Annotated in this window: 19 protein-coding genes and 1 riboswitch; of the genes, 12 read left to right on the top strand and 7 right to left on the bottom strand. The window is 54.7% G+C overall.

Annotation, left to right across the window (positions count from 1 at the left end; translation table 11 throughout):
• The first annotated feature begins 68 nt into the window (after positions 1-68).
• Positions 69-1,643, top strand: coding sequence for a PAS domain-containing methyl-accepting chemotaxis protein (locus tag FE845_RS08385; RefSeq protein ID WP_200363389.1), 1,575 nt, complete (start codon positions 69-71; stop codon positions 1,641-1,643).
• A gap of 149 nt (positions 1,644-1,792) precedes the next feature.
• Positions 1,793-3,190: a sodium-dependent transporter gene (locus FE845_RS08380; RefSeq protein ID WP_200363387.1), complete on the top strand. Its 1,398-nt coding sequence runs from the start codon at positions 1,793-1,795 to the stop codon at positions 3,188-3,190.
• A 64-nt stretch (positions 3,191-3,254) separates the two neighbouring features.
• Here the strand turns inward: FE845_RS08380 and FE845_RS08375 are convergent, their stop codons facing one another.
• Complete coding sequence (locus FE845_RS08375) at positions 3,255-3,857, bottom strand: hypothetical protein (RefSeq protein WP_200363385.1); 603 nt, start codon at positions 3,855-3,857, stop codon at positions 3,255-3,257.
• 260 nt (positions 3,858-4,117) lie between these two features.
• Between FE845_RS08375 and FE845_RS08370 the strand changes: the two genes are divergently transcribed.
• From FE845_RS08370 to msrB, 3 genes are all read left to right on the top strand, one after another.
• Positions 4,118-4,819: a response regulator transcription factor gene (locus FE845_RS08370; protein WP_200363383.1), complete on the top strand. Its 702-nt coding sequence runs from the start codon at positions 4,118-4,120 to the stop codon at positions 4,817-4,819.
• A gap of 3 nt (positions 4,820-4,822) precedes the next feature.
• Positions 4,823-6,319 carry a sensor histidine kinase gene (locus tag FE845_RS08365; RefSeq protein WP_200363381.1) on the top strand — a complete coding sequence of 499 codons (1,497 nt, stop codon included), beginning with the start codon at positions 4,823-4,825 and terminating at the stop codon, positions 6,317-6,319.
• Between the two features lie 162 nt (positions 6,320-6,481).
• Positions 6,482-7,690, top strand: a complete 1,209-nt coding sequence (gene msrB, locus FE845_RS08360) for a peptide-methionine (R)-S-oxide reductase MsrB (RefSeq protein WP_200363379.1) — start codon at positions 6,482-6,484, stop codon at positions 7,688-7,690.
• Positions 7,691-7,712: 22 nt separating this feature from the next.
• On the opposite strand, the gene FE845_RS08355 is transcribed toward msrB, so the two are convergent.
• Both FE845_RS08355 and FE845_RS08350 read right to left on the bottom strand, forming a co-directional pair.
• The gene (locus tag FE845_RS08355) at positions 7,713-8,441 is read right to left on the bottom strand and encodes a 3'-5' exonuclease (protein ID WP_200363377.1); all 729 of its coding nucleotides are present in this window, start codon (positions 8,439-8,441) and stop codon (positions 7,713-7,715) included.
• Entirely contained in the window at positions 8,434-10,320 is a 1,887-nt protein-coding gene (locus FE845_RS08350) for a DUF294 nucleotidyltransferase-like domain-containing protein (RefSeq protein ID WP_200363374.1), read from the bottom strand. The genes FE845_RS08355 and FE845_RS08350 overlap by 8 nt, the downstream gene beginning before the upstream one ends.
• Before the next feature lie 181 nt (positions 10,321-10,501).
• On the opposite strand from FE845_RS08350, the gene cobU reads away from it, so the two are divergent.
• Positions 10,502-11,017 carry a bifunctional adenosylcobinamide kinase/adenosylcobinamide-phosphate guanylyltransferase gene (gene cobU, locus FE845_RS08345; RefSeq protein WP_200363372.1) on the top strand — a complete coding sequence of 172 codons (516 nt, stop codon included), beginning with the start codon at positions 10,502-10,504 and terminating at the stop codon, positions 11,015-11,017.
• Here the strand turns inward: cobU and FE845_RS08340 are convergent.
• Both FE845_RS08340 and cobT read right to left on the bottom strand, forming a co-directional pair.
• Positions 10,998-11,621, bottom strand: a complete 624-nt coding sequence (locus FE845_RS08340; protein ID WP_200363370.1) for a histidine phosphatase family protein — start codon at positions 11,619-11,621, stop codon at positions 10,998-11,000. The two genes, cobU and FE845_RS08340, sit on opposite strands and share 20 nt — an antisense overlap.
• A 55-nt stretch (positions 11,622-11,676) precedes the next feature.
• Positions 11,677-12,744 carry a nicotinate-nucleotide--dimethylbenzimidazole phosphoribosyltransferase gene (gene cobT, locus FE845_RS08335; protein ID WP_200363368.1) on the bottom strand — a complete coding sequence of 356 codons (1,068 nt, stop codon included), beginning with the start codon at positions 12,742-12,744 and terminating at the stop codon, positions 11,677-11,679.
• Between the two features lie 155 nt (positions 12,745-12,899).
• On the opposite strand from cobT, the gene cbiB reads away from it, so the two are divergent.
• The gene (cbiB, locus tag FE845_RS08330; protein WP_200363366.1) at positions 12,900-13,850 is read left to right on the top strand and encodes an adenosylcobinamide-phosphate synthase CbiB; all 951 of its coding nucleotides are present in this window, start codon (positions 12,900-12,902) and stop codon (positions 13,848-13,850) included.
• Positions 13,850-14,863 carry a threonine-phosphate decarboxylase CobD gene (gene cobD, locus FE845_RS08325; protein ID WP_200363961.1) on the top strand — a complete coding sequence of 338 codons (1,014 nt, stop codon included), beginning with the start codon at positions 13,850-13,852 and terminating at the stop codon, positions 14,861-14,863. The genes cbiB and cobD overlap by 1 nt, the downstream gene beginning before the upstream one ends.
• Positions 14,864-14,889: 26 nt before the next feature.
• Here the strand turns inward: cobD and FE845_RS08320 are convergent, their stop codons facing one another.
• Together FE845_RS08320 and FE845_RS08315 are read right to left on the bottom strand one after the other, a co-directional pair.
• Entirely contained in the window at positions 14,890-16,083 is a 1,194-nt protein-coding gene (locus FE845_RS08320) for a hypothetical protein (RefSeq protein ID WP_200363364.1), read from the bottom strand.
• A 25-nt stretch (positions 16,084-16,108) separates the two neighbouring features.
• On the bottom strand, positions 16,109-18,079 hold the full coding sequence (locus FE845_RS08315; protein ID WP_200363361.1) for a TonB-dependent receptor: 1,971 nt from the start codon (positions 18,077-18,079) through the stop codon (positions 16,109-16,111).
• A 140-nt stretch (positions 18,080-18,219) separates the two neighbouring features.
• Positions 18,220-18,441, bottom strand: a riboswitch (cobalamin riboswitch).
• A 96-nt stretch (positions 18,442-18,537) separates the two neighbouring features.
• Between FE845_RS08315 and FE845_RS08310 the strand changes: the two genes are divergently transcribed.
• Genes FE845_RS08310 through cobO form a run of 4 tightly spaced genes read left to right on the top strand, consistent with a single transcriptional unit; the run spans position 18,538 to position 21,805 of the window.
• Complete coding sequence (locus FE845_RS08310) at positions 18,538-19,407, top strand: cobalamin-binding protein (protein ID WP_200363959.1); 870 nt, start codon at positions 18,538-18,540, stop codon at positions 19,405-19,407.
• Positions 19,408-19,440: 33 nt separating this feature from the next.
• The gene (locus FE845_RS08305) at positions 19,441-20,400 is read left to right on the top strand and encodes an iron ABC transporter permease (RefSeq protein WP_320159677.1); all 960 of its coding nucleotides are present in this window, start codon (positions 19,441-19,443) and stop codon (positions 20,398-20,400) included.
• Positions 20,400-21,167 carry an ABC transporter ATP-binding protein gene (locus FE845_RS08300; RefSeq protein ID WP_200363359.1) on the top strand — a complete coding sequence of 256 codons (768 nt, stop codon included), beginning with the start codon at positions 20,400-20,402 and terminating at the stop codon, positions 21,165-21,167. Before FE845_RS08305 ends, FE845_RS08300 begins: the two co-directional genes overlap by 1 nt.
• A 26-nt stretch (positions 21,168-21,193) precedes the next feature.
• Positions 21,194-21,805 carry a cob(I)yrinic acid a,c-diamide adenosyltransferase gene (gene cobO, locus FE845_RS08295; RefSeq protein ID WP_200363357.1) on the top strand — a complete coding sequence of 204 codons (612 nt, stop codon included), beginning with the start codon at positions 21,194-21,196 and terminating at the stop codon, positions 21,803-21,805.
• The last annotated feature ends 1 nt before the right edge of the window (position 21,806 follow it).

Below are 21,806 nucleotides of genomic sequence, written 5' to 3'. Positions count from 1 at the left end.
ATGGCTGAATCTATATTGTGTGGGGCAAATTTATAGCTTCCTACCCGTAACGAGTAACAGGCCAATTCATGCGCAAAAACCTCCCCGTAACCCAGCGTGAAGTAAACATGCGCAAGGGGGCTCGGCTGATTACCACTACCGACCTCAAAGGTGTTATTACCTACTGCAACGATGAATTTGTGGAGATAAGCGGCTTTAACAAGGCTGAATTGATTGGCCAAGCCCACAATATTATCCGCCATCCAGACATGCCGCAGGCGGTTTTTGAGGGCATGTGGCGGTATTTGAAGGCGGGTAAAGCTTGGATGGGGTTGGTCAAAAACCGAGCGAAAAATGGAGACCACTATTGGGTTAGTGCCTACGTAACCCCAATCCGGGAAAAGGGTCAGGTGGTTGGTTATGAGTCGGTTCGGGTAGAGCCAGCCCGTGAAGATATTGCGCGGGCCGAGAAGCTCTATAGCCGTATTTCCGCAGGTAAGCCTACTCTGGGCACTGGAAAGCGCATGCTATCGGTTGCGAGCGCCGGGTGGCCCTTGTTTCTATCTTTGGCGCTCAGCCTTACTGCACTTGGATTAGAGCAAAGCGGGCTGGCTGTCGGGCTAATTGTAGTGGGCCACCTACTGGGTGCGGTCCTATTACAGAAAACCTTGATCCACCGGTTACAGCGCCTTCTGACACTGCGCCTTGGAGCTTTTCACGACCCGGTTGTGGCACGCACATACAGCGACGAGACGGGTCTTTTCTCACAACTTTCGTTGCTGTTGATCAGTGAAGATGCCCGGATACGCACAGCTCTCGCCCGCATAGATGACCAAGCAGAACGTCTCTATGAGCAGGCTCGTGCTTCCCATGGATTCATAAGCGAGGGCGCGGACGCTATTGGCCGTCAGCGCATCGAAACCGACCAGACCGCTTCGGCGATTACCGAGATGACCGCTTCCATTCAGGAAGTGACCGAGTCCATGCTGGGTAACGCCCGGGAAGCCGAGTCTGCGGACCGCTTGGCGGTTATAGGCAGCGAACGCAGCTCGGAAGCACTGGTTGCAATCCAACAGCTGGTTACGCGTGTCCATGGCATTCGTGAGGTGATCAGCAGGTTGGGTGAGTCCACCAAAAGCATAGGCGAAGCGGCCAGTCTAATTTCTGATATTGCCGATCAAACCAACTTGTTGGCACTGAATGCCGCTATCGAGGCCGCCCGCGCGGGTGAACAAGGCCGTGGCTTTGCGGTCGTTGCAGACGAAGTGCGCACGCTGGCCCGGCGCACCCGTGAATCCACGGTGCGTATTCAAGACGTCATTGATGATTTTCGCTTGCAGGTGGATTCTGCCGTTCAGGCGACTGAGGATGGCGAGACGGTGGCCGGTCAAGGGCTGGAGAAGGTGCGCGAAGCGGAGAGCTCTCTGCGGGATATAGTGACCTCAATCCGAACAATCTCAGACAGCTTCATCAGCATGTCTGCGGCGTTTGAAGAGCAGAATCAGGTGTCTGAAGAGATCAACCGCCAGATTGTCAGCATTGCCGAGCTTGCGGATCACAGTGAAGGACGGGCTGTCTCTGCCCAACAGAGCAGTGACAGCCTGAGTGCTATGTCTCGCGGATTGAAAGATCTGGTTTCGCGTTTTCTCGGTAAAAGCGACTAACACCGGATTGCCGGAATTCCGGCGTCAATCTGTTGCCAGCACTGGCATCCCCCGGCTAGTGCTGGCAGAATCCTCCCCCAACCGCCCGGGGCTGCCCGCGGCACTCCTATTTGCTTGCGATTCCTTAGCCAAAAGCACAGGAACTTAACATGTCTCAGTCAAACCCGGCTTCGGGTATCGATTCGGGGGCCTCTCGCGGCCTGTGGTCTTCACGCTTTGCTTTCATTCTTGCTGCAACCGGCTCCGCCGTTGGGCTTGGCAACGTATGGAAGTTTCCTTATATAACCGGTGAAAACGGAGGCGGTGCATTCGTACTGGTCTACCTGCTGTGTATCGCGGTTATTGGTGTTCCAATTATGATGGCGGAGATCTTCATAGGTCGCAGTGGCCGTCATAACCCGATTGGCAGTATGCGCTTGGTTGCCGAACGCAATCTGAGTTCACCGGCGTGGCGTATTTCTGCAGTTATCGGCATGATTGCTGCGTTCGCAATTCTTTCTTTCTATTCCGTTATAGGTGGTTGGGCCGCTTCGTACATTGGCCATGCGGCGGTGGGCGATTTTACCGGGGGCACTGCAGAGTCCATTGGTAGCTTGTTCAGTGATTTGCTCGCAAGCCCTAAGCAACTGCTGGCATGGCATACCTTGTTCATGGCGTTGGTTATTCTGGTGGTCTCTCGGGGGCTGAAGGGTGGCTTGGAACGTGCGGTTACCATTCTCATGCCCGCACTGTTCGTGTTGCTGCTTATTGCGGTTGGTTATGCCACAACAACAGGTCATTTTAGTGAGGCAGTTAGCTTTTTATTTACGCCCAACTTTAAGGCGTTAACCATCGATGGTGTGCTGATTGCTCTAGGGCATGCGTTTTTTACCCTGAGCTTGGGTATGGCCATCATGATCGCCTATGGCTCGTATCTAGGGCGTGACATACCCGTTGGGCGTACCGCCGTTACCATAGCGCTGATGGATACCGTTGTTGCTTTGCTTGCGGGACTGGCGATTTTCCCGGTGGTGTTTGCCAATGGCCTGGAGGCTGGCGCAGGTCCCGGCTTGATTTTCCAAACCCTGCCACTGTCGTTCGGCAATATGCCCATGGGTGGTTTGTTCGGCACGCTGTTCTTTATATTGCTACTGTTTGCCGCTTGGACGTCGGGTATTTCCCTGTTGGAGCCGGTGGTTGAGTGGGTTGAGGAAAACACCAATATGGAGCGCGCAGGCAGTGCCATACTGGTTGGCGTGCTCTGCTGGCTTCTGGGTATCGCATCTATCTTGTCGTTGAACGTTTGGGCCGATGTTGCGCCTCTGGATATGTTTGCGCGTTTTGAAGGAAAAACCATTTTCGACCTGTTGGATTTCTTTACGGCTAACATCCTACTGCCCCTGTCAGGGCTACTAACGGCTATCTTTGTGGGCTGGTTTGTTGCCAAGGAGTCGTTGAAAGCCGATTTGGATATGGGCGATGGCATCTTTGCTGTATGGCTGAGCTTTCTGCGCTTTGTTACACCGGTGGCGGTTGTGATTGTGTTTGCCTACAACCTTCTCGCGTAAGTGCGCTGACAAAAAAAAGCCCGGAAAGCAGCGATGCTCTCCGGGCTTTTTTGTGGGGCAAGAGTCAGTCTTCGCTGTCATCCCAGTCTTCATCATCACCCATTGCTGCTTCCAGATCCTTTAGGTGGGGGCGGACGGCTTCGATGTCAGCAGCGGGAACATCGTCAGCTATTTTTGTAATGCTAAGAGCTGCGCCCATCATTGCCCGCATTTGAGCCTTTTGTTGTTCGCTCATGTTAGGGTCGTTTTCAATTTCTGCCATGACTCCCGCCATCTCTTGCCCTACGCCCGAGCTTTCTGACTTCATTTGAATAGCCATCATCGCGGCGAATACTCGATCCCCGACAGACGCCCAAGATTCAAGGCTGTCGAAGCCCCGCTTCTTAGCCACGGACTCGAACTCGGCATAGGCGGGTGTGCCCTCCATTTGCTCAACACCACTGGAAAAGAGCCGCGTCATGTCGGGCATTGACGTCGTTTCTTCACTTTCAGGGTCGGGCCATCCCTCGGTGTCTTCGTACTTATCCTGCAGAGCCTGCGCATCGTTCATTGTTGCAATAAATGCACGGATTGTTGAGTCGGATAAATCCTTTGCTTGGGCTGCAAAGGCCAATAGAGATACTACAAGCGCCAGTGACCACCGGGTTATTGATTTACTGTGGAACATAGAATACTCCTTATTCATAGTGTTAAACGGCATGGCTCCACCTCAATTATTCGGTGGACACTCGGCCTAGATTCGAGTCCCCACTCAGCGTAGACCATTCGTTTTATCATAGCGAAGGCCGGCACGGGCACCAAGACATGCTTGTAAGTTAAAAGCGCGTCCATTGATGCCGGTGTGACGAATTTGTGAACTTTTAGGGCTAGACTCGTCTCATAGAAAAACACAGAAACTCTGCGGCCACCGGGACAAAACCAGCGCTTATGACACGAACTGTATTGATTATTGAAGACAACCCCGGCATCGGCGAACTGGTGGGCATGCAGATCAAAGATCTGGGTATGGAGCCGGTATTGGAGGATCGCGGAGATGCCGGTCTTGAGCGGTTTAAGCAGGGTGGCATTGATCTGGTTGTGCTCGATCTGATGCTGCCGGGGCTGGATGGGCTTTCTGTATGCCGTGAAATCCGAGGGCTCCCGGGTTATGTTCCGGTGCTCATGCTGACCGCCAAAAGTACGGAATTGGACCGGGTGCTCGGCCTCGAAATGGGTGCAGATGACTACCTAACAAAGCCATTCAGCGTTGCGGAGTTGGCAGCCCGAATTAAAGCGCTGTTCCGACGGGTGGATGCACTTTCAACACGCGCGGTTGAACAGGCAAAAGCTGTAGAAGTGGAAGTGAATGGGCTCAGGATAGACCCTCTGCGGCGTAGGGTGTTCATACACGGGAGCGAAGTGGAGCTTACCGCCCGAGAGTTTGATTTGCTTTGGCATTTTGCTTGCCACCGAGGGCGCGTATTCAGCCGGGCACAGTTGCTTGACGCTGTTTGGGGCTATAACCATGAGGGCTATGAACACACGGTAAACACTCACATCAACCGGTTGCGTAATAAAATTGAAGCCAACCCGGCCGAGCCTGTCTATGTTCAGACGGTCTGGGGTGTCGGTTATCGGTTTCTGGATTAACCCATGACCCGATCCCTGTTTCAAACGCTTTACGCGCGATTAGCCCTCAGCCTGTTTGTTCTATTGGTGGTTGTTGGCGGGCTATTTACTGTGCTGAGCCTGTACTCCGTTCGTGAATACAGCGCGGCAGTGGGCCACGAACTCAACCGCGATCTGGCCAGCCATCTGGTCGCAGATCGCAACCTGGTAACTGATGGGCAGATCAACCACAGCGAACTGGAGCGCTTGTTTGACCTGTACATGAGCATCAACCCCAGCATCGAGATCTATTTGCTCGACTGGGATGGGCGTATTCTTTCCTATTCTGCCAACCCGGCCAGCATCAAGCGCAAGCATGTCTCTTTGGAGCCGATTCATCGGCTATTGGAAAGCCCGGATGCCTACCCTTTACAGGGCGATGACCCGCGCAGCCACGATCGTCGGAAAGTTTTTTCGGTGACTCCAGTACCCAGCGCTGAGAACCCAACGGGTTATCTGTACGTTGTATTGCGCGGTGAGGAATACGATTTTGCCGAGAGCATGGTGCACAGCGATCGTCTTTTACAGATGGGCGGAGGTGCTCTGGCAATCAGTCTCTTTGTGGGGCTGCTGGCCGGTTTGCTGTTTTTCCGACTACTAACACGGCGGCTTTCCCGGCTGACCGCGCGAGTGGAAGCGTTTGAGCCGGATACTGAGAGTACGGGTAAGGCGGGTGAAACGGATGTTCCCGGAGATGACGTTGATTACTTGGCCGCTCGGTTTGATCAGATGGCCGCCCGCATTGCTGGCCAGTTGGAGTTGTTGAAAGATAAGGATCATCAGCGACGACAGTTGGTGGCGCAGGTGTCTCACGATTTGCGCACACCCCTGGCGTCGGTTCAGGGCTATCTGGAAACACTGGGTATGAAGCAGCAGGAGCTGAGTCCAGATGAACGCCAGCGCTTTTTGGGAGTGGCATTGGCTGAAACGCTTAGGTTGGGCAAACTGGTTGACGAGCTGTTTGAGCTAGCGGCACTGGATGCCCGCGAGCGGCAACCGTTTATAGAGCCGTTCATGCCAGCGGAGTTGTTGCACGATGTGGTACAAAAACACAGGCCGAGGGCCGAACAGGCGAATGTTGCGCTGACTATTACCCGTGTTCAGCCGGCAATGGTGCTTGCGGATATTGCCATGACCGAGCGGGTTTTAGACAACCTGATTGGAAACGCCGTTGACCACTCACCGATGGGTGGCGAGGTGAAGTTGAAGGTTGCATTAGACGGTGACGGCGTTGCGGTAACCGTGGAAGACATGGGTAAAGGAATTGCGGAACAAGATCTGAAACACGTATTCGACCCGTTTTATCAGGCTCCGGATGCGAGCAGTAGTGGCCATGCGGGGCTGGGCCTTGCCATTGCACGCAGAATGGCAGAACTGCAACACGGCAGTGTTTCGGTAGAAAGCCCACCGGGAGCGGGGGCAAGGTTCTGTTTCTGGTTGCCGCTGGCGGATTCGGCAAAAAAAGAATCCACGGTGTTATAGATTCGTAAGAACTAAGGAACAAATTAGTGAAGTTACGGCGATACGATGGCGACTGAACACGTTTATTGACTGAGCCCGGTACATTTTTTCAACGTGTGCCCTAACCCGTCTCTCAATCCGTCACTTAATCCATCTCTCAACATTGATCCAAGGAGAGTTGTTATGAACCGAAACATGCTCGCAATGGTCGCCGCGATGCTGATCGCGGCAACCGGCGCCTTTTACGCCACCGTTGCCACCGCCGAGAAAGGCATGGATGGTGCCAATGCCAATGCCTATGCGCCCACAGATCCCGGTTTGAAGGTCGCCACCTTTGCCGGGGGGTGCTTCTGGTGCGTAGAAGCCGGGTACGAAAAGATTCCCGGCGTGGTAGAGGCCGTTTCCGGCTATGCAGGCGGGGAGGAGCCTAACCCAACTTATCAGCAAGTCGCTTCCGGCGGCACCGGGCACACAGAAGCCGTTCAGGTGTATTACGATCCGAAAGAAATTACGTATGAAGGATTGCTGCAGGGCCTATGGCGAATGATGAACCCGACAGACGCCAACGGCCAGTTTGTGGACCGTGGCCAACAGTACCGCCCGGCGATTTTCTACCAAAACCCTGAGCAGAAGCGTTTGGCTGAAGCGGCTAAGAAAGAGCTGCAGGCTTCCGGTATTTACGAAAAGCCGGTGGTGATTGAAATTACGCCCCTGAAAACCTTTTATGCGGCCGAGCAGTACCATCAGGATTACTACAAAAAGAATCCTGTGCGCTACAAACTCTATACCTTCAACTCTGGCCGCTATCAGTTCATTGAAGACGTGTATGGCGAGGATTATGAGCTGGACTTCAGCCAGTTCAAACCCGACAACAACATGCATAACAGTGCTAGTGAGGCTGCCAAAGACACAGGTGCGGCAGAGAAGAAGGGCTTCGATCCGGAAGCCTTCGTTAAGCCGAGCAGTGAAGTGCTGAAGCAACGCCTCTCCAGCACCCAGTATGAAGTAACACAGAACGACGGCACCGAGCGTGCCTTCAGCAATCCTTACTGGGATAACAAACAACCGGGAATCTACGTGGACGTTGTTTCCGGTGAGCCGCTGTTCTCTTCCCGCGACAAGTATAAGTCTGGAACCGGCTGGCCAAGTTTCACCCGCCCGTTGAGCTCAGACATGGTTGTCGAGAAGGAAGACAACGGGTTTTTCATGAAACGTACTGAAATCCGCAGCCGCTTTGCCGATTCGCACCTTGGGCATGTGTTTAACGATGGCCCGGCCCCGACCGGCTTGCGCTACTGCATGAACTCGGCAGCGCTGAAGTTTATCCCACTAGAGGACATGGCTGAGGCCGGTTACGGCGACTGGATTCCCGAGGTGGAGGCATCGCAGTAAGCCCTAAGCCATTAAATCGCCATTAAAGCCATAAATCGCCGATCGGCGTTTGCGGGCTGAAGTGATGTTGGATCTGCGCCTGCAGTAATTCGGCAGTGGCAATGGCATCTATCAGAGCGTTATGGGCCGCATAGTGAGGCAGCCCATAGCGTTTTCTGCTGTCTGAAAGCCGGATGGATACCGGCTTTTCTCCAATCAGGCGCTTGAAGAAAGAGGGTTGGCGATCCGGGTGTAGGTGCGCCTCAATGGCCATGGTATCAACTAACGGAAACCGAATGCCTTCATTCAGGCGGTATTGCAGCGCCACATCGAGAAAAGGCCGCTCGATATGCCGGAAGTGCACCACGGGAATTCGGCCGTTCAGGCTAGCGAATACCTCTTCTAGTATGTCTGAAAGATCCGGAGCTTTTTCAATATCGGCGTGGGTGATGCCGTGGAAGGTGACTGACATTTGGTGCAACGGAAGTTTGGGCCGCACGATCCAGTGTTTTGCTTGGCTAAGCAAAATGGCATCTAGCGTGAAGGGCACCAAGCCGATACTAACAATCGAGTGGGCCTCTGACTCCAAACCCGTGGTTTCAAAGTCCAAGGCCACCATGGGCACGTCGCAAACCGGAGTGTCTGGAGCAACGCAACCGGCTTCGTAAAAGGCTTTTAATACCGGCGCCTTGGTATGCTTTGCCAGAGCTTGGAACTGCTCCGGCCATGGCAGGCATTTGATGCCGTCGGGCACGGAGGCGCTATCAGACATGCCGCGTCGCCTGCGAGTTGTAACGGAATCTGAGAAACTTCTGGGCGTTGCTCACAACTTGAAACGCGTCTTTGAGGTGGCTGCGTTCGAACGGCGACAGGTCTTCGGGGCGCACGTTGTTATCCGGCTCGCCTCCCGCCTCTAGCGTGAGCGCCTGATGGCGGATGCGCACAATAGAAATGAACTCCAGAGCGTCTCTCAGGTTGCTTAAATCGTCCTCCATGATGAGCTTGGTTTTGCCGATGCTCTTTAGACGCTCGAAGGAATTCTGCGCCCGGGAACCGCAAGCCAATGCGTGAATCCGGATCAGGTCAGATAAAGGCGCTGTGCCGCGGCGCTTCAAGTTAAAGGTTTTTTGATGTTTGCCGTCCTCCTCAAGCACAAAGGTGCGGAAAAAACCAAGTGGGGGCGTGCGGTTGAGCGCGTTGCGCGCCATCAGGGTTAAGAACAGTTGGCTGCTACTGGCCTTCTCGCAGATAAGAGTCTTGAGATCTTCCGCGAATTCAGTGCGGCCGTAGATGCCATCCAGATCAAAGAAGATATTACTGTTCAGTAGGGCTTGTGCCTTGGGGTTTTCAATCCAGTCGGTAAAGTAGCTGCGCCATACTTTTAATGGCTGGCGCCATTTCGGGTTAGTGGCCATGATATCGCCGGTGCAGTAGGTATAGCCGCATTCTGCTAAACCATCAGATACAAACTTCGCCAGCTCAAGAAAGTATGGATCGTGCTCTTCCGGCACGAAGCTGTCGTCCAGAATCATGGCATTGTCCTGGTCCGTCACTACCAGTTGCTCGTCCCGGGCCATAGAGCCCAACGCCATAAAGCAGTATGGCACGGGCGGTGGCCCCAGTTTTTCCTCGCCCAACTCCAGTAGACGTTGGGTAAAGCTGCGGCCAATGCCCGCCATGGCACTGCCGATCATGTGCGAGTTGGCGTCCTCATTGACCATGCGCACAAAACTGTCGCGCACATCGAGGCTTATCTTTTTCAGACCCTTTACGTGCTGCTGGTGGAAGATATTGCTCACCAAGTACAGGCTGCTCTGGCTTTCATACCGCACAATGTCGGCAAGGGCGATCACGCCTCGTACTTCCTCTCCGTCTATTACCGGCAAATGGTGCACGTTGTTGTGCAACATGGTGAGCATGGCTTCAAAAACGTAGCTGCTGGCGCGGATGGTAATCAGCCCTTCGGTCATGATTTCGCTGATGGGTGTTTCGGAGGGCAGTGCTTCGGTGACTGCGCGGGTGCGCAGATCTTTGTCTGTAATAATGCCCGTAAGGCGGTCGCTATCGCACTTATCTCCGCACTCCTCATCCATCAGCAGCAGCGCTGAAACACCCTGATCCGTCATGATCCGTGCAGCTTCCTGCAGGCGCACGGTGGTGGGTGCCGAGACGGTTTTACGGGAAATCAGGCGGCTAACGCGGGAGGTCATCAGTGCATTGGATTTTTCCCGGCGGGAGACGGCTGAGCGCAAGCGGCTCCGGTCCTCGATCTCCACAAAGTCGGCAAAGTTTTCGTCGTTTTCAAACAGGTGATGGAAGGTTTCGGCGGGAATGCTATACAGCAAGCTGTCTTCCAAGGCTCGGGCTGGAAACCTGACCTGACCCCGCATCAACAGGCCAAACTGGCCGAAAATCTCGCCTTCACCTATACGGTTATAAAGCTCGCCGGAACGGCGGAAAATTTCAACGGCACCGCTACGCACATAGTACATTCGGGTACTGATTTGCCCGGTCTCTGTTATCTGGGTTCCCGCCCGAACGTAGCTGATTTCTATGCTTTCGGTGAGCTGATTCACCAGCTCCTCCGGCATGTCATCAAATGGGGCATGCTGGATAAGATGGTTGCGAATGTCGATCAGTTCAGCCTGCATGCTGTCTCCCGGGTGGAATTGGATAACGCCTGCTCAAAACTATAGCAGAAACCGCCGTTTAGACAGTGAGACCTTCGCCGAAAGGCGATGTCGATGCAAGGCTGCGTATTTGGCCTTTTGCTTTGCGACGTGTTGGGCGGTTAGCATGCCAGCTTATCCTGCAGGGAAATAATCAATCATCATGCATACCCTTGTTCTAGGCGGTATTCGTTCCGGCAAAACTGCACTTGCAGAGCGGCTGGCGGGTGACACTCGAAACTCCGTGGTGTATTTGGCAACGGCAACAGCCGGCGATGATGAAATGCGCCTGCGCATTCAACGCCATCAGCAACAACGCCCGGCACAGTGGGGTCTTGAAGAAGAGTCTCTTGTTCTGGCTCCGGTGCTTGCCCGCCATGCATTGGCTCAAAGCCCGCCTTGCCTGCTGGTAGACTGCATGAGCTTATGGTTAAGCAACCTCTTGCATGCAGGTGAAAAAGCCTTCGCTCGTGAGCGGGAAGCTTTCTTAAATGAGGTAAGCCGTTATCCCGGCGAGCTGGTGATTGTTAGTAACGAAGTTGGGCTGGGCACCATTGGCATGGACCCGCTTACCCGTCGCTTTGCCGATGAGTTGGGGTGGCTGAACCAATCCTTGGCAAAGGTGAGTGACAAGGTGGTGATGAGTGTCGCCGGTCTGCCTATGGTGCTAAAGCCTTGAAGGCGCCGTGGGCGACCAAACTCTGAAATCGCCCATGGGCTGACGTGTCGACCTGTATCCTGCTTCGGCAGGCATAAGGTGTAGCGAGGCTGGAGAAGGCGTGTTCCAGTGGGATATTCATAACATCTGCAATGAGCATTCTGATCACGCCGCCATGGCAAACAATCAGGACGGTCTGGCTTGCAAGCTCTTGTTGCCAATACTGCCAGCTTTCAACGACACGGTGGTTAAATGCTCTCGCCGTTTCGCCGCCAGGGGGTGTGTTGGCCGCCGGGTTTGCCCAGAACTGGCTGAGCCTTTCGCCATCGCTCGCCATAACCTCATCCGCGGTGCGCCCTTCCCAGTCTCCAAAATTGATTTCCCGTAGGCGTTCATCCTTGTGCAGGGGAATACCGTAGCGATCTGACAATTCCTGTGCAAAGTGAACGCAGCGCAGCATAGGTGATGTAACAATAGCGTCCCAAACATCGCCTTCGGTAATGGCGTCGCGCATTTGCTGCCAGCCAGCCTCGCTCAGCGGGTCGTCTTTGCTGCCACGATACATGGGCCCGCCTTCGGGCTCGCCATGGCGAATTAGGTCAAATACGGTTGTGTTATCAGCCATAGTGGCGGTGCTCTTGCTAAGGGTTCGCTGTACGAGCCTTTTCCAAATGTTTTTTCTACTGCTCTTTGTTGCTAACACCAGCGTCTTCAAAACTGGCCATATTGTTGTGCAGGTCACAGGCTGCCCTAAGCAACGGAATGGCGACAGCCGCGCCGCTACCCTCACCAAGACGCATGCCCAGATCAAGCAGTGGTTCGGCGTCCAAAGCGGCTAGAATCGCTTGGTGTCCCGGCTCGGCCGAGCGGTGGGCGAACAGCAGCCAGTCCCGGATGTGGGGTTGCTGGCTTACCGCGAGCATCGCTGCAACCGATACAATATAGCCGTCGATCAGCACCGGGATAGACCGTGCGGCGCAGCCCGCAATGGCACCTGCTAGGGCCGCAATTTCAAAGCCACCGAAGGCCTTGAGTACAGCAATGGCATCCTCGCCATCATCGTCGTTATCGTGGCGTTGAATTGCCAGAATGATAACTTCGGCTTTGTGGCGAACACCGGCAACATTAAGGCCAGTGCCCGGGCCGGTCAGCTTCATGGGGTTTTTGCCCATGAGTGAACTGGCGATGGCAGTTGCAGATGTGGTGTTGCCTATGCCCATCTCGCCGCCAATAAATAGCTGGCTGCCTTTGTCTGCCGCCCGCTGGGCGGCTGCATCGCCATGGTTTAAGGCGGCGCATACCTGCTCGGTGGTCATGGCGTCGGTGGCGGCAAAGTTGCGGGTGCAGGGGGCGATGCGTGCATCTATAACACCGGGTAGGTCGGGTGGGACATCCGACACGGTGCCAAGGTTTATAACTTCCAGTTCCGCGCCCAGAGATTTGGCGAGCACGCTGATGGCTGCGCCGCCATTGGCGAAGTTGGCAATCATTTGTGCCGTAACCGCTTGGGGATAGGCTGATATGCCTTCTTCGCAAATGCCGTGATCACCGGCAAAAACGCTGATCTGTATGCGCTCAAGCGTTGGCGTGTCTGTTCCTTGCAGGCCAGCCAACTGAACGGCTGCGTTTTCCAGTCTGCCCAGAGAGCCCGCTGGTTTGGTCAGAATGCTTTGACGTTGGGCGGCCCGTTCAAAAAAGCGTACATCGGGCTGCTGGGGAGACGTGGTCCAACTACTGGGAAACGACATTTCACATACCTTCATGCATCAATAGACCGTAATGCAGAGTGCTTTTACGGTGATCAGGGCTTAGGTTCAAAACAGTATGGAGCGGGATCATACTCCGACTGGATGGAATCAGGTAGGCTTGACGGCTTCACCTTCTGAGCAGCCCGGAAATACTTGTGTTGTTATTCGCTCCATTGATTGTCTGTGTGCTTGCCCTGGCCCTTGATGTTCGGCTGGGTGAGCCGTGTCGCTGGCACCCGGTAGTCGGGTTCGGGCGCTTGGCCACTGCGCTGGAAAAGCGGCTTAATACCGCCCCTCAAGACCCCTTTCGAAGCTTGTTGGCGGGATTGTTTTCGGTGTTCTTGCTCACGGCGCCTTTGCTGGGACTCGTTATCTGGTTATCGGTGAAGCTTGATGGTGTTTTGCTGATGCTGGTACAGGCGGTAGCCCTGTGGTTGGCTATCTCTTTGCGAGGGCTGGCAGAGCATGGCAAGGCTGTCGCGGAACCCCTGAGTGACGGCGATCTTGAAAAAGCCCGGGATCAAGTGAGCCGTATTGTAAGCCGTAAGGCCAGCGCCTTGGATGAGCAAGGCGTAGCGGCCGCAGCAACCGAATCTATGTTAGAAAACGGTGCAGACGCCGTGTTTGCCAGTTTGTTTTGGTTTCTGGTTGCGGGAATGCCTGGGGTAATACTGCATAGAATGGTAAACACTCTGGATGCCATGTGGGGCTATCGCACGCCACGGTTTCTTTATTTTGGCCGAGTGGCAGCACGGCTCGACGACCTCATGGGTTGGGTGCCCGCCCGCCTGACAGCGCTTACTTATACGCTGTTGGGCCAAAGGAAGTTGGCTTGGCGGTGCTGGCAAAAACAAGCACCACAGTGGGACAGTCCCAATGCCGGGCCTGTTATGGCGGCAGGTGCAGGTGCACTGAATGTTCGGCTTGGCGGCCCTTCGCCCTATCCCTCGGGGGTTAAACATCGCCCTGTTTTGGGAGGCACCCAGAATGCAAGTTCAGACAGTGTAGACGGTGCGATTGGTTTGGTGCAGCGCGGCGTTTGGCTTTGGCTTGGCGTCATTCTGGTAGCTACGGCACTTTTGATTTTGCTGGTGTGCTTACAATGATGCTGGAGCATGGCGGGCGCTTAAACAAAGCGGCGGAGCGCTGGGGTATTCCCCGTGCGCAGTGGCTCGATCTGTCTACCGGTATCAATCCCATTGGCTGGCCAGTGCCTGAGATACCGGCGGCGTTATGGCAGAGATTGCCAGAAGCCGGTGATGGGCTAGAAGCAACGGTTTTGCAGTGGTCAGGAGCGCCGTCTTCAGCTGGTTGCGTGCCTGTGCCCGGCAGTCAGGCGGCGATCATGGCGCTGCCGAGGTTACGTAAACCCTGCCGTGTGGGTATACCCGTGCCCGGGTATCGCGAGCACGGGTACAACTGGCGGGAAGCGGGCCATAGGGTTGTTCCTATTGGCCCGAGGCAAACCTGTGGCGGAGCACCGGGTTGCGATGATCGCTGGCTGGATCAGCTAGATGTGATGGTGTGGATTAACCCCAACAATCCCACCGGAGAAATCATACCGCCCTCTACGTTATTGCGCTGGCATCGGCGGCTACAAAAGCGTGGCGGTTGGCTGATTGTTGATGAAGCATTTATGGATGCTACGCCCGCGTTCAGTGTGGCTCATCAAGCCGGGGCGCCAGGTTTGATCGTTCTGCGGTCGTTGGGAAAGTTTTTCGGGTTGGCGGGCGCGCGCGCCGGGTTTGTGCTGGCGGACGCGGCAGTGGCTAGCTCCTTGCAGAGCGTTTTAGGCCCATGGTCGCTGAGCGGGCCGGCGCGTTACGTGACGCAGAAGGCACTGAGCGATTACAACTGGCAGCGGCAAACCTTGCACAGATTACGAAGGGACTCTGATCGGTTGCGAAGCATGCTCCAGAAGGTTGGTTTTACACTTGTTGGTGGTAGCCCGTTGTTTCAGACAGTCTGGGCAGGTCAGGCACAAGCAGTGGCGGAAGGTTTTGCGCGCAATGGCCTGTTGGTTCGTTATTTCGAGCAGCCAGAAATGCTGCGGTTCGGGCTACCCGCGAGCAACCGAGACTGGGAACGGTTGGAGCGGGCAATGATGCAGCTTGGTTAACGGCATCATTGCCCTGAGCCGCTGCCTTACTTCTCGGTTTCCAAGAAGGTGACGGCAATGGGTAACAGCTGGGTTTCTACAAAGTCGACCTGCTCATCGGTGGCCGTATCAAGAATACGAATACCCTGAGCATTTGTGTTGGCATCGCCCAACCACAAGGTGCCTTCCGGGCTCAGGTTTAGAGTTCTGAAGTCTCCACCCGTTAGATCTGCGACATCTTCAAGGCTGCTCACGCCTTCAGAGGGGTTGAAGCGCTGCAGGGCAATGTTCTGCCAGCCTGAGTAGTTAAGAATGTAGGCTTGTGTTGGGCTAACAAAAACAGCGCTATTGATTTGTGTGGTGATATCTTCGTCTGCAATCAATGAGCTAACGGCATAGGTTTCCGGGTTAACAATGTCCAGACCTGTTCCGGTGAAGGGTGAACTGAATGCGCCCCGGTTAACCACGGTGAGGCCGAGACCTTCAACATGTTCGATGCGTGCTGGGTTCAGACCTTGGAGAGGAATACCTTTTAACGACTCTGAGTTCCCTGAGTTGGTGTCTATTTCCGTGTCGGTTGTTGTGTCAAACACGGCAACGTACGCGGTATTTGTCGGCTGGTAATTGCTGTCCAACCGCTGCAGCGTAATAAACAGCTTGTCGTTGGCGATCACGCCTGAGGACATGTTGGGTGCGCCAATGGTGTCTTCCGGAAGGTACGCTGACAGATCAAGTTCACCGATACGGAACTCGGACTCTGTTGCGGCTGAAGGGTTTACAATCCACGCTTTGCTGGCACCGTAGCGAAGCAGGTAGGCTTTTTCCTCATTCACGAAAACAAGCTTGTAGGGGTTGGACGACCCTTCGTCCCCCGCCGCCAATGTGGAGTACTCCCAGGTCGCTATGGCTGGCTCGCTCACATTTACTTTCTTAATGGAATCGCCGTTGAACTTTTCAATCAGGTAATAGTTCTCTCCGTATGCGTTCACGGTGATATCGGAGATCGTTGAAAAGTAGCCACCCGAAGCCGTTATATCCTCTTTATCAAGCTCCGCCAGTTCAACCTCGCCCGAGCTGTAATCGCTTGCAGCCGTTGCAATAACAGCCACATATTGCGTGTCTTCGCCTACTTGCAAATTGCCATCGTTGCCGCTTGAGCTTCCGCCACAGGCGGTAAGTGTCGCTGTGAGGGCAAGCACAAAGGGCAGCGCTAAGCTGCGTGCATAGTATTCAGTTTTCATTGATAAACTCCTTGGTTGTCGTTCATTAAAAGCGGTGTTTCATATTTACAAACCAGCCCCTGCCCGGCCCCGGGAAGCGGCTGAAGTCTTGGTAAACTTCATTCGTTATGTTCCGTAGCTCCAGAGCGATGTCACTCTCGCTGCGGTTTGCCCAGACCTTCGTCCAACTGGCGGAGGCGTTAACAAGCGTTCGCGTGTCTGCGGTCAATCGGTTGGCAGCGTCGTAATAGAGCTTGTCGTCATAGCTGTAGGAAATATCAAAGCGGAATGGCCGTATATGCCAGCGGCTGCCTGCAACGAATGATTCATGGTAAATGCCGGGCAGCCTGTGTTCGTAGCGGTCGCTGACACTGTTGTCGGTGTTTTCAGACTCTTGCAGCGTGGCGTTGGCGTAGACGTTCCACCAGTGGTAAATGCGCCATGACGCATCCACTTCTGCACCGTAAATGTGTGCGGATAAATTGGTATAGCGGCCAACGCCGCGGGCGTCATAAATAGCCGAAACTGCAGGGTCTAGGTCGCGATAGAAGCCGGTTAATTCAACATGCCCCCAACCTTGGTCTGTGCGCAGTGTGATTTCGTAATTTAGAGACTCTTCGGCTTGCAGGTCGGTGTTGCCAACAAACAACCCCTGCTGACCATAGAGCTCTTGCAAGGTGGGAACGCGAACCTGACGCGCCAGCCCGGCCGAGATTTCCCAGTTATCGGCAAAATAATGGCTCAATCCCAATTGCCAGCTGTTATAACGATTGGTGTTCGAGGTCTTCGTGATGGTGCCATTACCGAGTGTCTCGTCGGAATCGTCATCAACCCGGTACTGCCGCAGTGAAACCTGCGAGCGCCAGCGGCTGTTTGAGCTGAGCCATTGGTGAGAAAACGCAGCGGCAATCTGTAGGCGCTCTCTTTTGTCAGGAAGCTCAGAGCCCAGCTTGTCATGTTGATGGTAGTTGTAATGAGCGACATCGGCCGTCGCGGAAACCGTGTGATTGCCCAGCAGCCAAGTGAGGGTGTTGACCATGCCAAGCTGATCCGTGTCGGTAAAGACATCGGTGGTGCCTAGCCCAACGAGCCCGGTTGCGTTGTTGTAGCGTTCGCTGGTGTCCGACCAGATAAGCCGGTGGCTGGAGTGAATTTTGCCGTTCATCCAGCCTTGTTGCTGGTAGTGAAGTTGGGTGCGCAGTGTTTCGTTGGTGAGAAAGGCTTTGTTGTTGCGCCAGTTCTGAATGCTTGGAACATTTTGCTCGTTGTCGTTGTATTGGATCAGCGCATCCAGGTTGCTGGTGTTGTTGATCTCCCAGCCAAGTTTGGTGCTGACGGCATCCTGCTCGTACTCTGCGTTCCGGCGTCTGGTGTTCGCGCCATCGTTCGGATTGAACCAATTGCGGCTGTTAGGGTATTCAAAGTCGTTGTCGCTGCTTTGCCTGTCTAGCGATAGCCAGTAATAAACATCTTCATGGCTGCCGCTATCGAACAAGCCCATCTTGTAAGTATCAAACGAGCCAGCGCCCAGATTCAGACGGGTTGAGCCCTCGATATCTTTGCCGAGAGTTTCCAGTACAACAACGCCGCCAATGCCCGCTTGGGCAAATTGTGCGGGTGCGCCGTTGGGGTAAACCTGAATACGGCTTACATCGTGCAGGCCCAGCTTGCCCATATCCACACCGCCCGTAACCGGATCGTTCAGCAGCATGCCATCGACCACAACCTGAACCTGTTGTGCCGTGGAGCCTCTGAGCGACACGGAGGAATAGCTGCCTAAGCCACCACTTTGGCGGATTTGCACGCCGGTCTGCTCACTCAGTACATCCGCTAGATTTGCCGTGCGGTTTTCAAATTCTGAGCGAGGAACTACTCGTACGGGGCCAGTTGCCTTGGCGGGGTCTAGGGTTGCAGCGGCATTGGCCGGGGCACTCTCCACAACGATAAATGGCGAGGAATCATCAGCATTCGCGACGGCTAGAGGCAAAAGAAATAACAGGCAGACAATTCGTCGCATTGGAGCAGTAACCATGGCCAAATGAGCTATAAACTGCAGCCACAGAACTCTGTCTTAGCTGCGAGCACAGCTATCATCAGGAGGTTTAACGCCAACACGAGTGGGCAAAAACTCCGCGGTACCAGCCCTCCGCCAGTACACACTGATAGCCGGTAGCAGGCCGGTCTCCGGGCTTGCGGCTGGCGATGTCGCCAGAGTAGGATGCGCTCGCACCAGCTTGAAGGCTGGAACTGATCCTGCTCATTGCCACTTACCGTTGCGGGGGCAGCGTCGGACTTTAACCGAACTTCCCAGTTTCACCCTGTGCGCAATAATACGATAACGTATGTTGCGCAACGGGCACCTGCTACGGATAGAACTTGGCGCATAGTCTAGGGTCCCGTTTTATGTCAGTCAATTAATGTTGCTTGTGGCTCTGGGCCTGCCAATTTGATGGCGCTAAAAGGAATGGTTTCTTGATGGTTTTTCGTGTGTTTTTGTTGTTTTTCGCGCTCATTCCCGGTGCGTTTGCAGACGTTTGCGCCACAGATGATGCTGGGCAATCCCTTTGTCTGGCGGTTCCTGCGCAGCGCATTGCCACTTTGTCGCCGGGCGCAACAGAGCTTACTTTCGCAGCCGGGGCGGGTGACAAAGTCATCGCGGGTGTTAATTACAGTGACTATCCACCTGCCGCGCTCAAACTCCCCAGGGTTGGCAACCATACTCGAATAGATCTTGAGGCCCTCATGGCGCTTAAGCCGGATCTGGTTATCACCTGGGTAACAGGCAACCCACCGGCCCAGATTGAGTTGTTGGAGGAACTGGGTATTCCTTTGTTTGCCATTGAGCCCCGTACCTTTGAGGGGGTATCCAGCGTTCTTGAGCGGCTGTCGACTCTCGCAGGTACGGAGGAGTCAGGATTTGCTGAAGCAGAGCGTTTCAGAAAAGGCATTGCAGATATCACCGAAGAGTACCGCGATGCAGAGCCGATATCGGTTTTTTATCAGGTGTGGGAGCAGCCTCTGATGACAATCAACAATGATCATTTAATTGGCAAGGTTCTGCAGTTGTGCGGCGGAGTTAATGTGTTTGGTGACATGCCACGTTTGGTGCCTAGAATCAGCGCAGAGGTTGTTCTGGAGGCGAACCCCGATGCCATTCTTACCGGCAGTGCCGAAGGTGAAAGCGACGGCCAACTGGATCGCTGGAAGGAGTATTCCGGGCTGAGTGCGGTGGTTCGGAACAATCTTATTTTTGTTCCGGCGTCTCCCATTTCCCGACCAACTCCCAGACTGCTCGAGGCCAGTAAACTGATATGCCAAAAGCTGGAAGTTGCCCGTGGGCACTAACGGCCTAAGCGTGAACATGTGTGGTGGCGACCTGTGACTCGCGCACTTCTGAGTCTGGGCGCAATGGCATTGGCTGCCATGATGCTGGCCCTGGCTATGGGAAGTGTGACCGTCCCACTGCCTGATCTTTGGCAGGTTATTCAGGGTGACGGCAGCGCGTTACATCGCACGCTTGTTTGGGAATTGCGGCTGCCCCGCGCAGTCGCGGCCTTTGCTACCGGCGGCCTGCTTGCGGTAGCCGGTGCGCTGATGCAGGTATTGCTACGAAATCCACTTGCCGATCCTTATATTCTAGGGTTATCAGGCGGTGCGGCCGTGGGTGCGCTGTTGGCCATGCTGGCCGGAATGGGAACGCTGTTGATCTCGGGTTCGGCCTTTGCCGGTGCCATGTTGGCAACCCTGCTGGTGTTCGGCCTTGCCCATGGAACTGGCAGTTGGACACCCTCCCGCCTACTGCTCACCGGTGTTGTGGTCGCGTCCGGCTGGGGAGCTGTGATCACCCTTATGCTGGCAATTACGCCCTCCCACAAACTGCCCGGCATGCTGTACTGGCTGATGGGTGATGTTTCCTATGCTCGCACACCTTGGCCGGCTCTTTCGGTGTTGGTTGTATCGATTGCATTGATCATGCCGCTCGCCCGAAACCTTAACGTTTTAGCCCGAGGGCCTATGCAGGCAGCCGCATTGGGGGTTTCTGTGCGGCCGCTGGAGTGGTCGGTGTATCTGCTAGCAAGCTTGCTGACGGCAACAGCGGTAACGACGGCTGGCAGCATCGGCTTTGTCGGTCTGATTGTGCCCCACATGCTTCGGTTGGTGCTGGGTAATGATCAGCGCGTCATCTTGCCTGCCAGCGTTTTGGCTGGCGGCACTCTGTTGGTGCTGGCGGACACCTTGGCACGCACGGTGATTGCTCCCGAGCAGTTACCGGTTGGCGTTATTACGGCTTTGCTTGGCGTGCCTATGTTCCTGTATCTACTGCACCGGAGCCGCTGATGAGCACTTTGCGTACTCGCGATCTGATCATCAATATCCCAGAAAGGCGCGATGGCTTTGCGTTGAACATGACCATTGAGTCTGGGCAGGTCTGGGGTGTACTTGGCCCCAACGGCGCGGGAAAAACCACCTTACTGCATACACTTGCAGGGTTGTTGCCCGCCCGCAGCGGGTGGGTAGAGCTGAATAACGCTCCCGTGAAAGAGCTGAAGCGTCGTGCTATTGCCCGGCAACTGGGGCTGGTGTTTCAGGAACGTCAGGATACTTTCCCGGCAACGGTGATGGAAACAGCACTCATTGGTCGCCATCCCTGGTTGTCACCTTGGGAGAGCGAGCAAGGCGAAGATCAGGCGCTTGCCGAGCAAGCGCTGCGGGCACTGGATGTTGAAGGGTTGTCTAACCGCTTGCTCAACACCTTGTCTGGTGGCGAGCGCCAGCGTGTAGCCATTGCCACCTTAATGACCCAAAACCCGGATATCTGGTTACTGGATGAGCCCACCAATCATCTGGACCTGCACCATCAGGTCAAGGTGATGAACCTTCTTCGGAATCAAGCCCAGTCCGGAAAAACTGTGTTTATGTGCCTGCATGACCTGAACATGGCCGCACGCTGGTGTAGCCATGTTCTGCTGCTCTACACCAATGGCGATGCCTGTTGGGGGGCAACCGAAAGCATGTTGGTGCCGGAAGCACTGGAACGTTTATACAATCAGCGCCTTATCTCCTTGAAAAAGGACGGACTGTCGGTATTTGTGCCGGCTCAATAAAGCAACTTTGACATGAGGCTATCGCCATGAAGGAACGCGCAAAAGACCCCGAACGCCACGCCAAACGCATGGCAGCCAAGCAGAAAATCATGCAGGAGCGCATAGCCAAAGCCCAGAAAGAACAGGGCATATTGCTGGTGCTAACCGGTCCGGGCAAAGGCAAAAGCAGTTCCGGTTTCGGTATGGTCGCCCGCGCCCTTGGCCACGGCATGAAAGTTGGTGTTGTGCAGTTCATCAAAGGTGCTTTTAGTACCGGCGAAGAGGCGTTTTTTCGGAACCTGCCCAATGTGGATTACCACGTAATGGGCCAAGGCTACACCTGGGAAACCCAGAATCGGGAGCAGGATGTTGCAGCGGCCAATGCCGCCTGGGACATCGTTGCAGGCATGTTGAAAGACGACAGCTACGATCTGATTTTGCTGGATGAGCTCAATATCGCATTGAAGTACGACTACATCGATCTGGATCGCGTTTTGGATGACCTGCAGGCTCGCCCGGAGATGCAACATGTGGTTGTTACTGGCAGAAGTGCTCCGAAAGAACTGATCGACTTCGCAGATACCGTGACTGAAATGGGTGTGGTGAAGCACGCCTTTGAGGATCAGGGCATCAAGGCTCAGAAGGGTGTTGAGCTTTAAC

The sequence above is a fragment of the Marinobacter sp. 1-4A genome, from assembly GCF_016597725.1.
Lineage (GTDB): Bacteria > Pseudomonadota > Gammaproteobacteria > Pseudomonadales > Oleiphilaceae > Marinobacter.
Note: the sequence above shows the minus strand (reverse complement) of the source record. Positions and strands in the feature narration are given on the sequence as shown.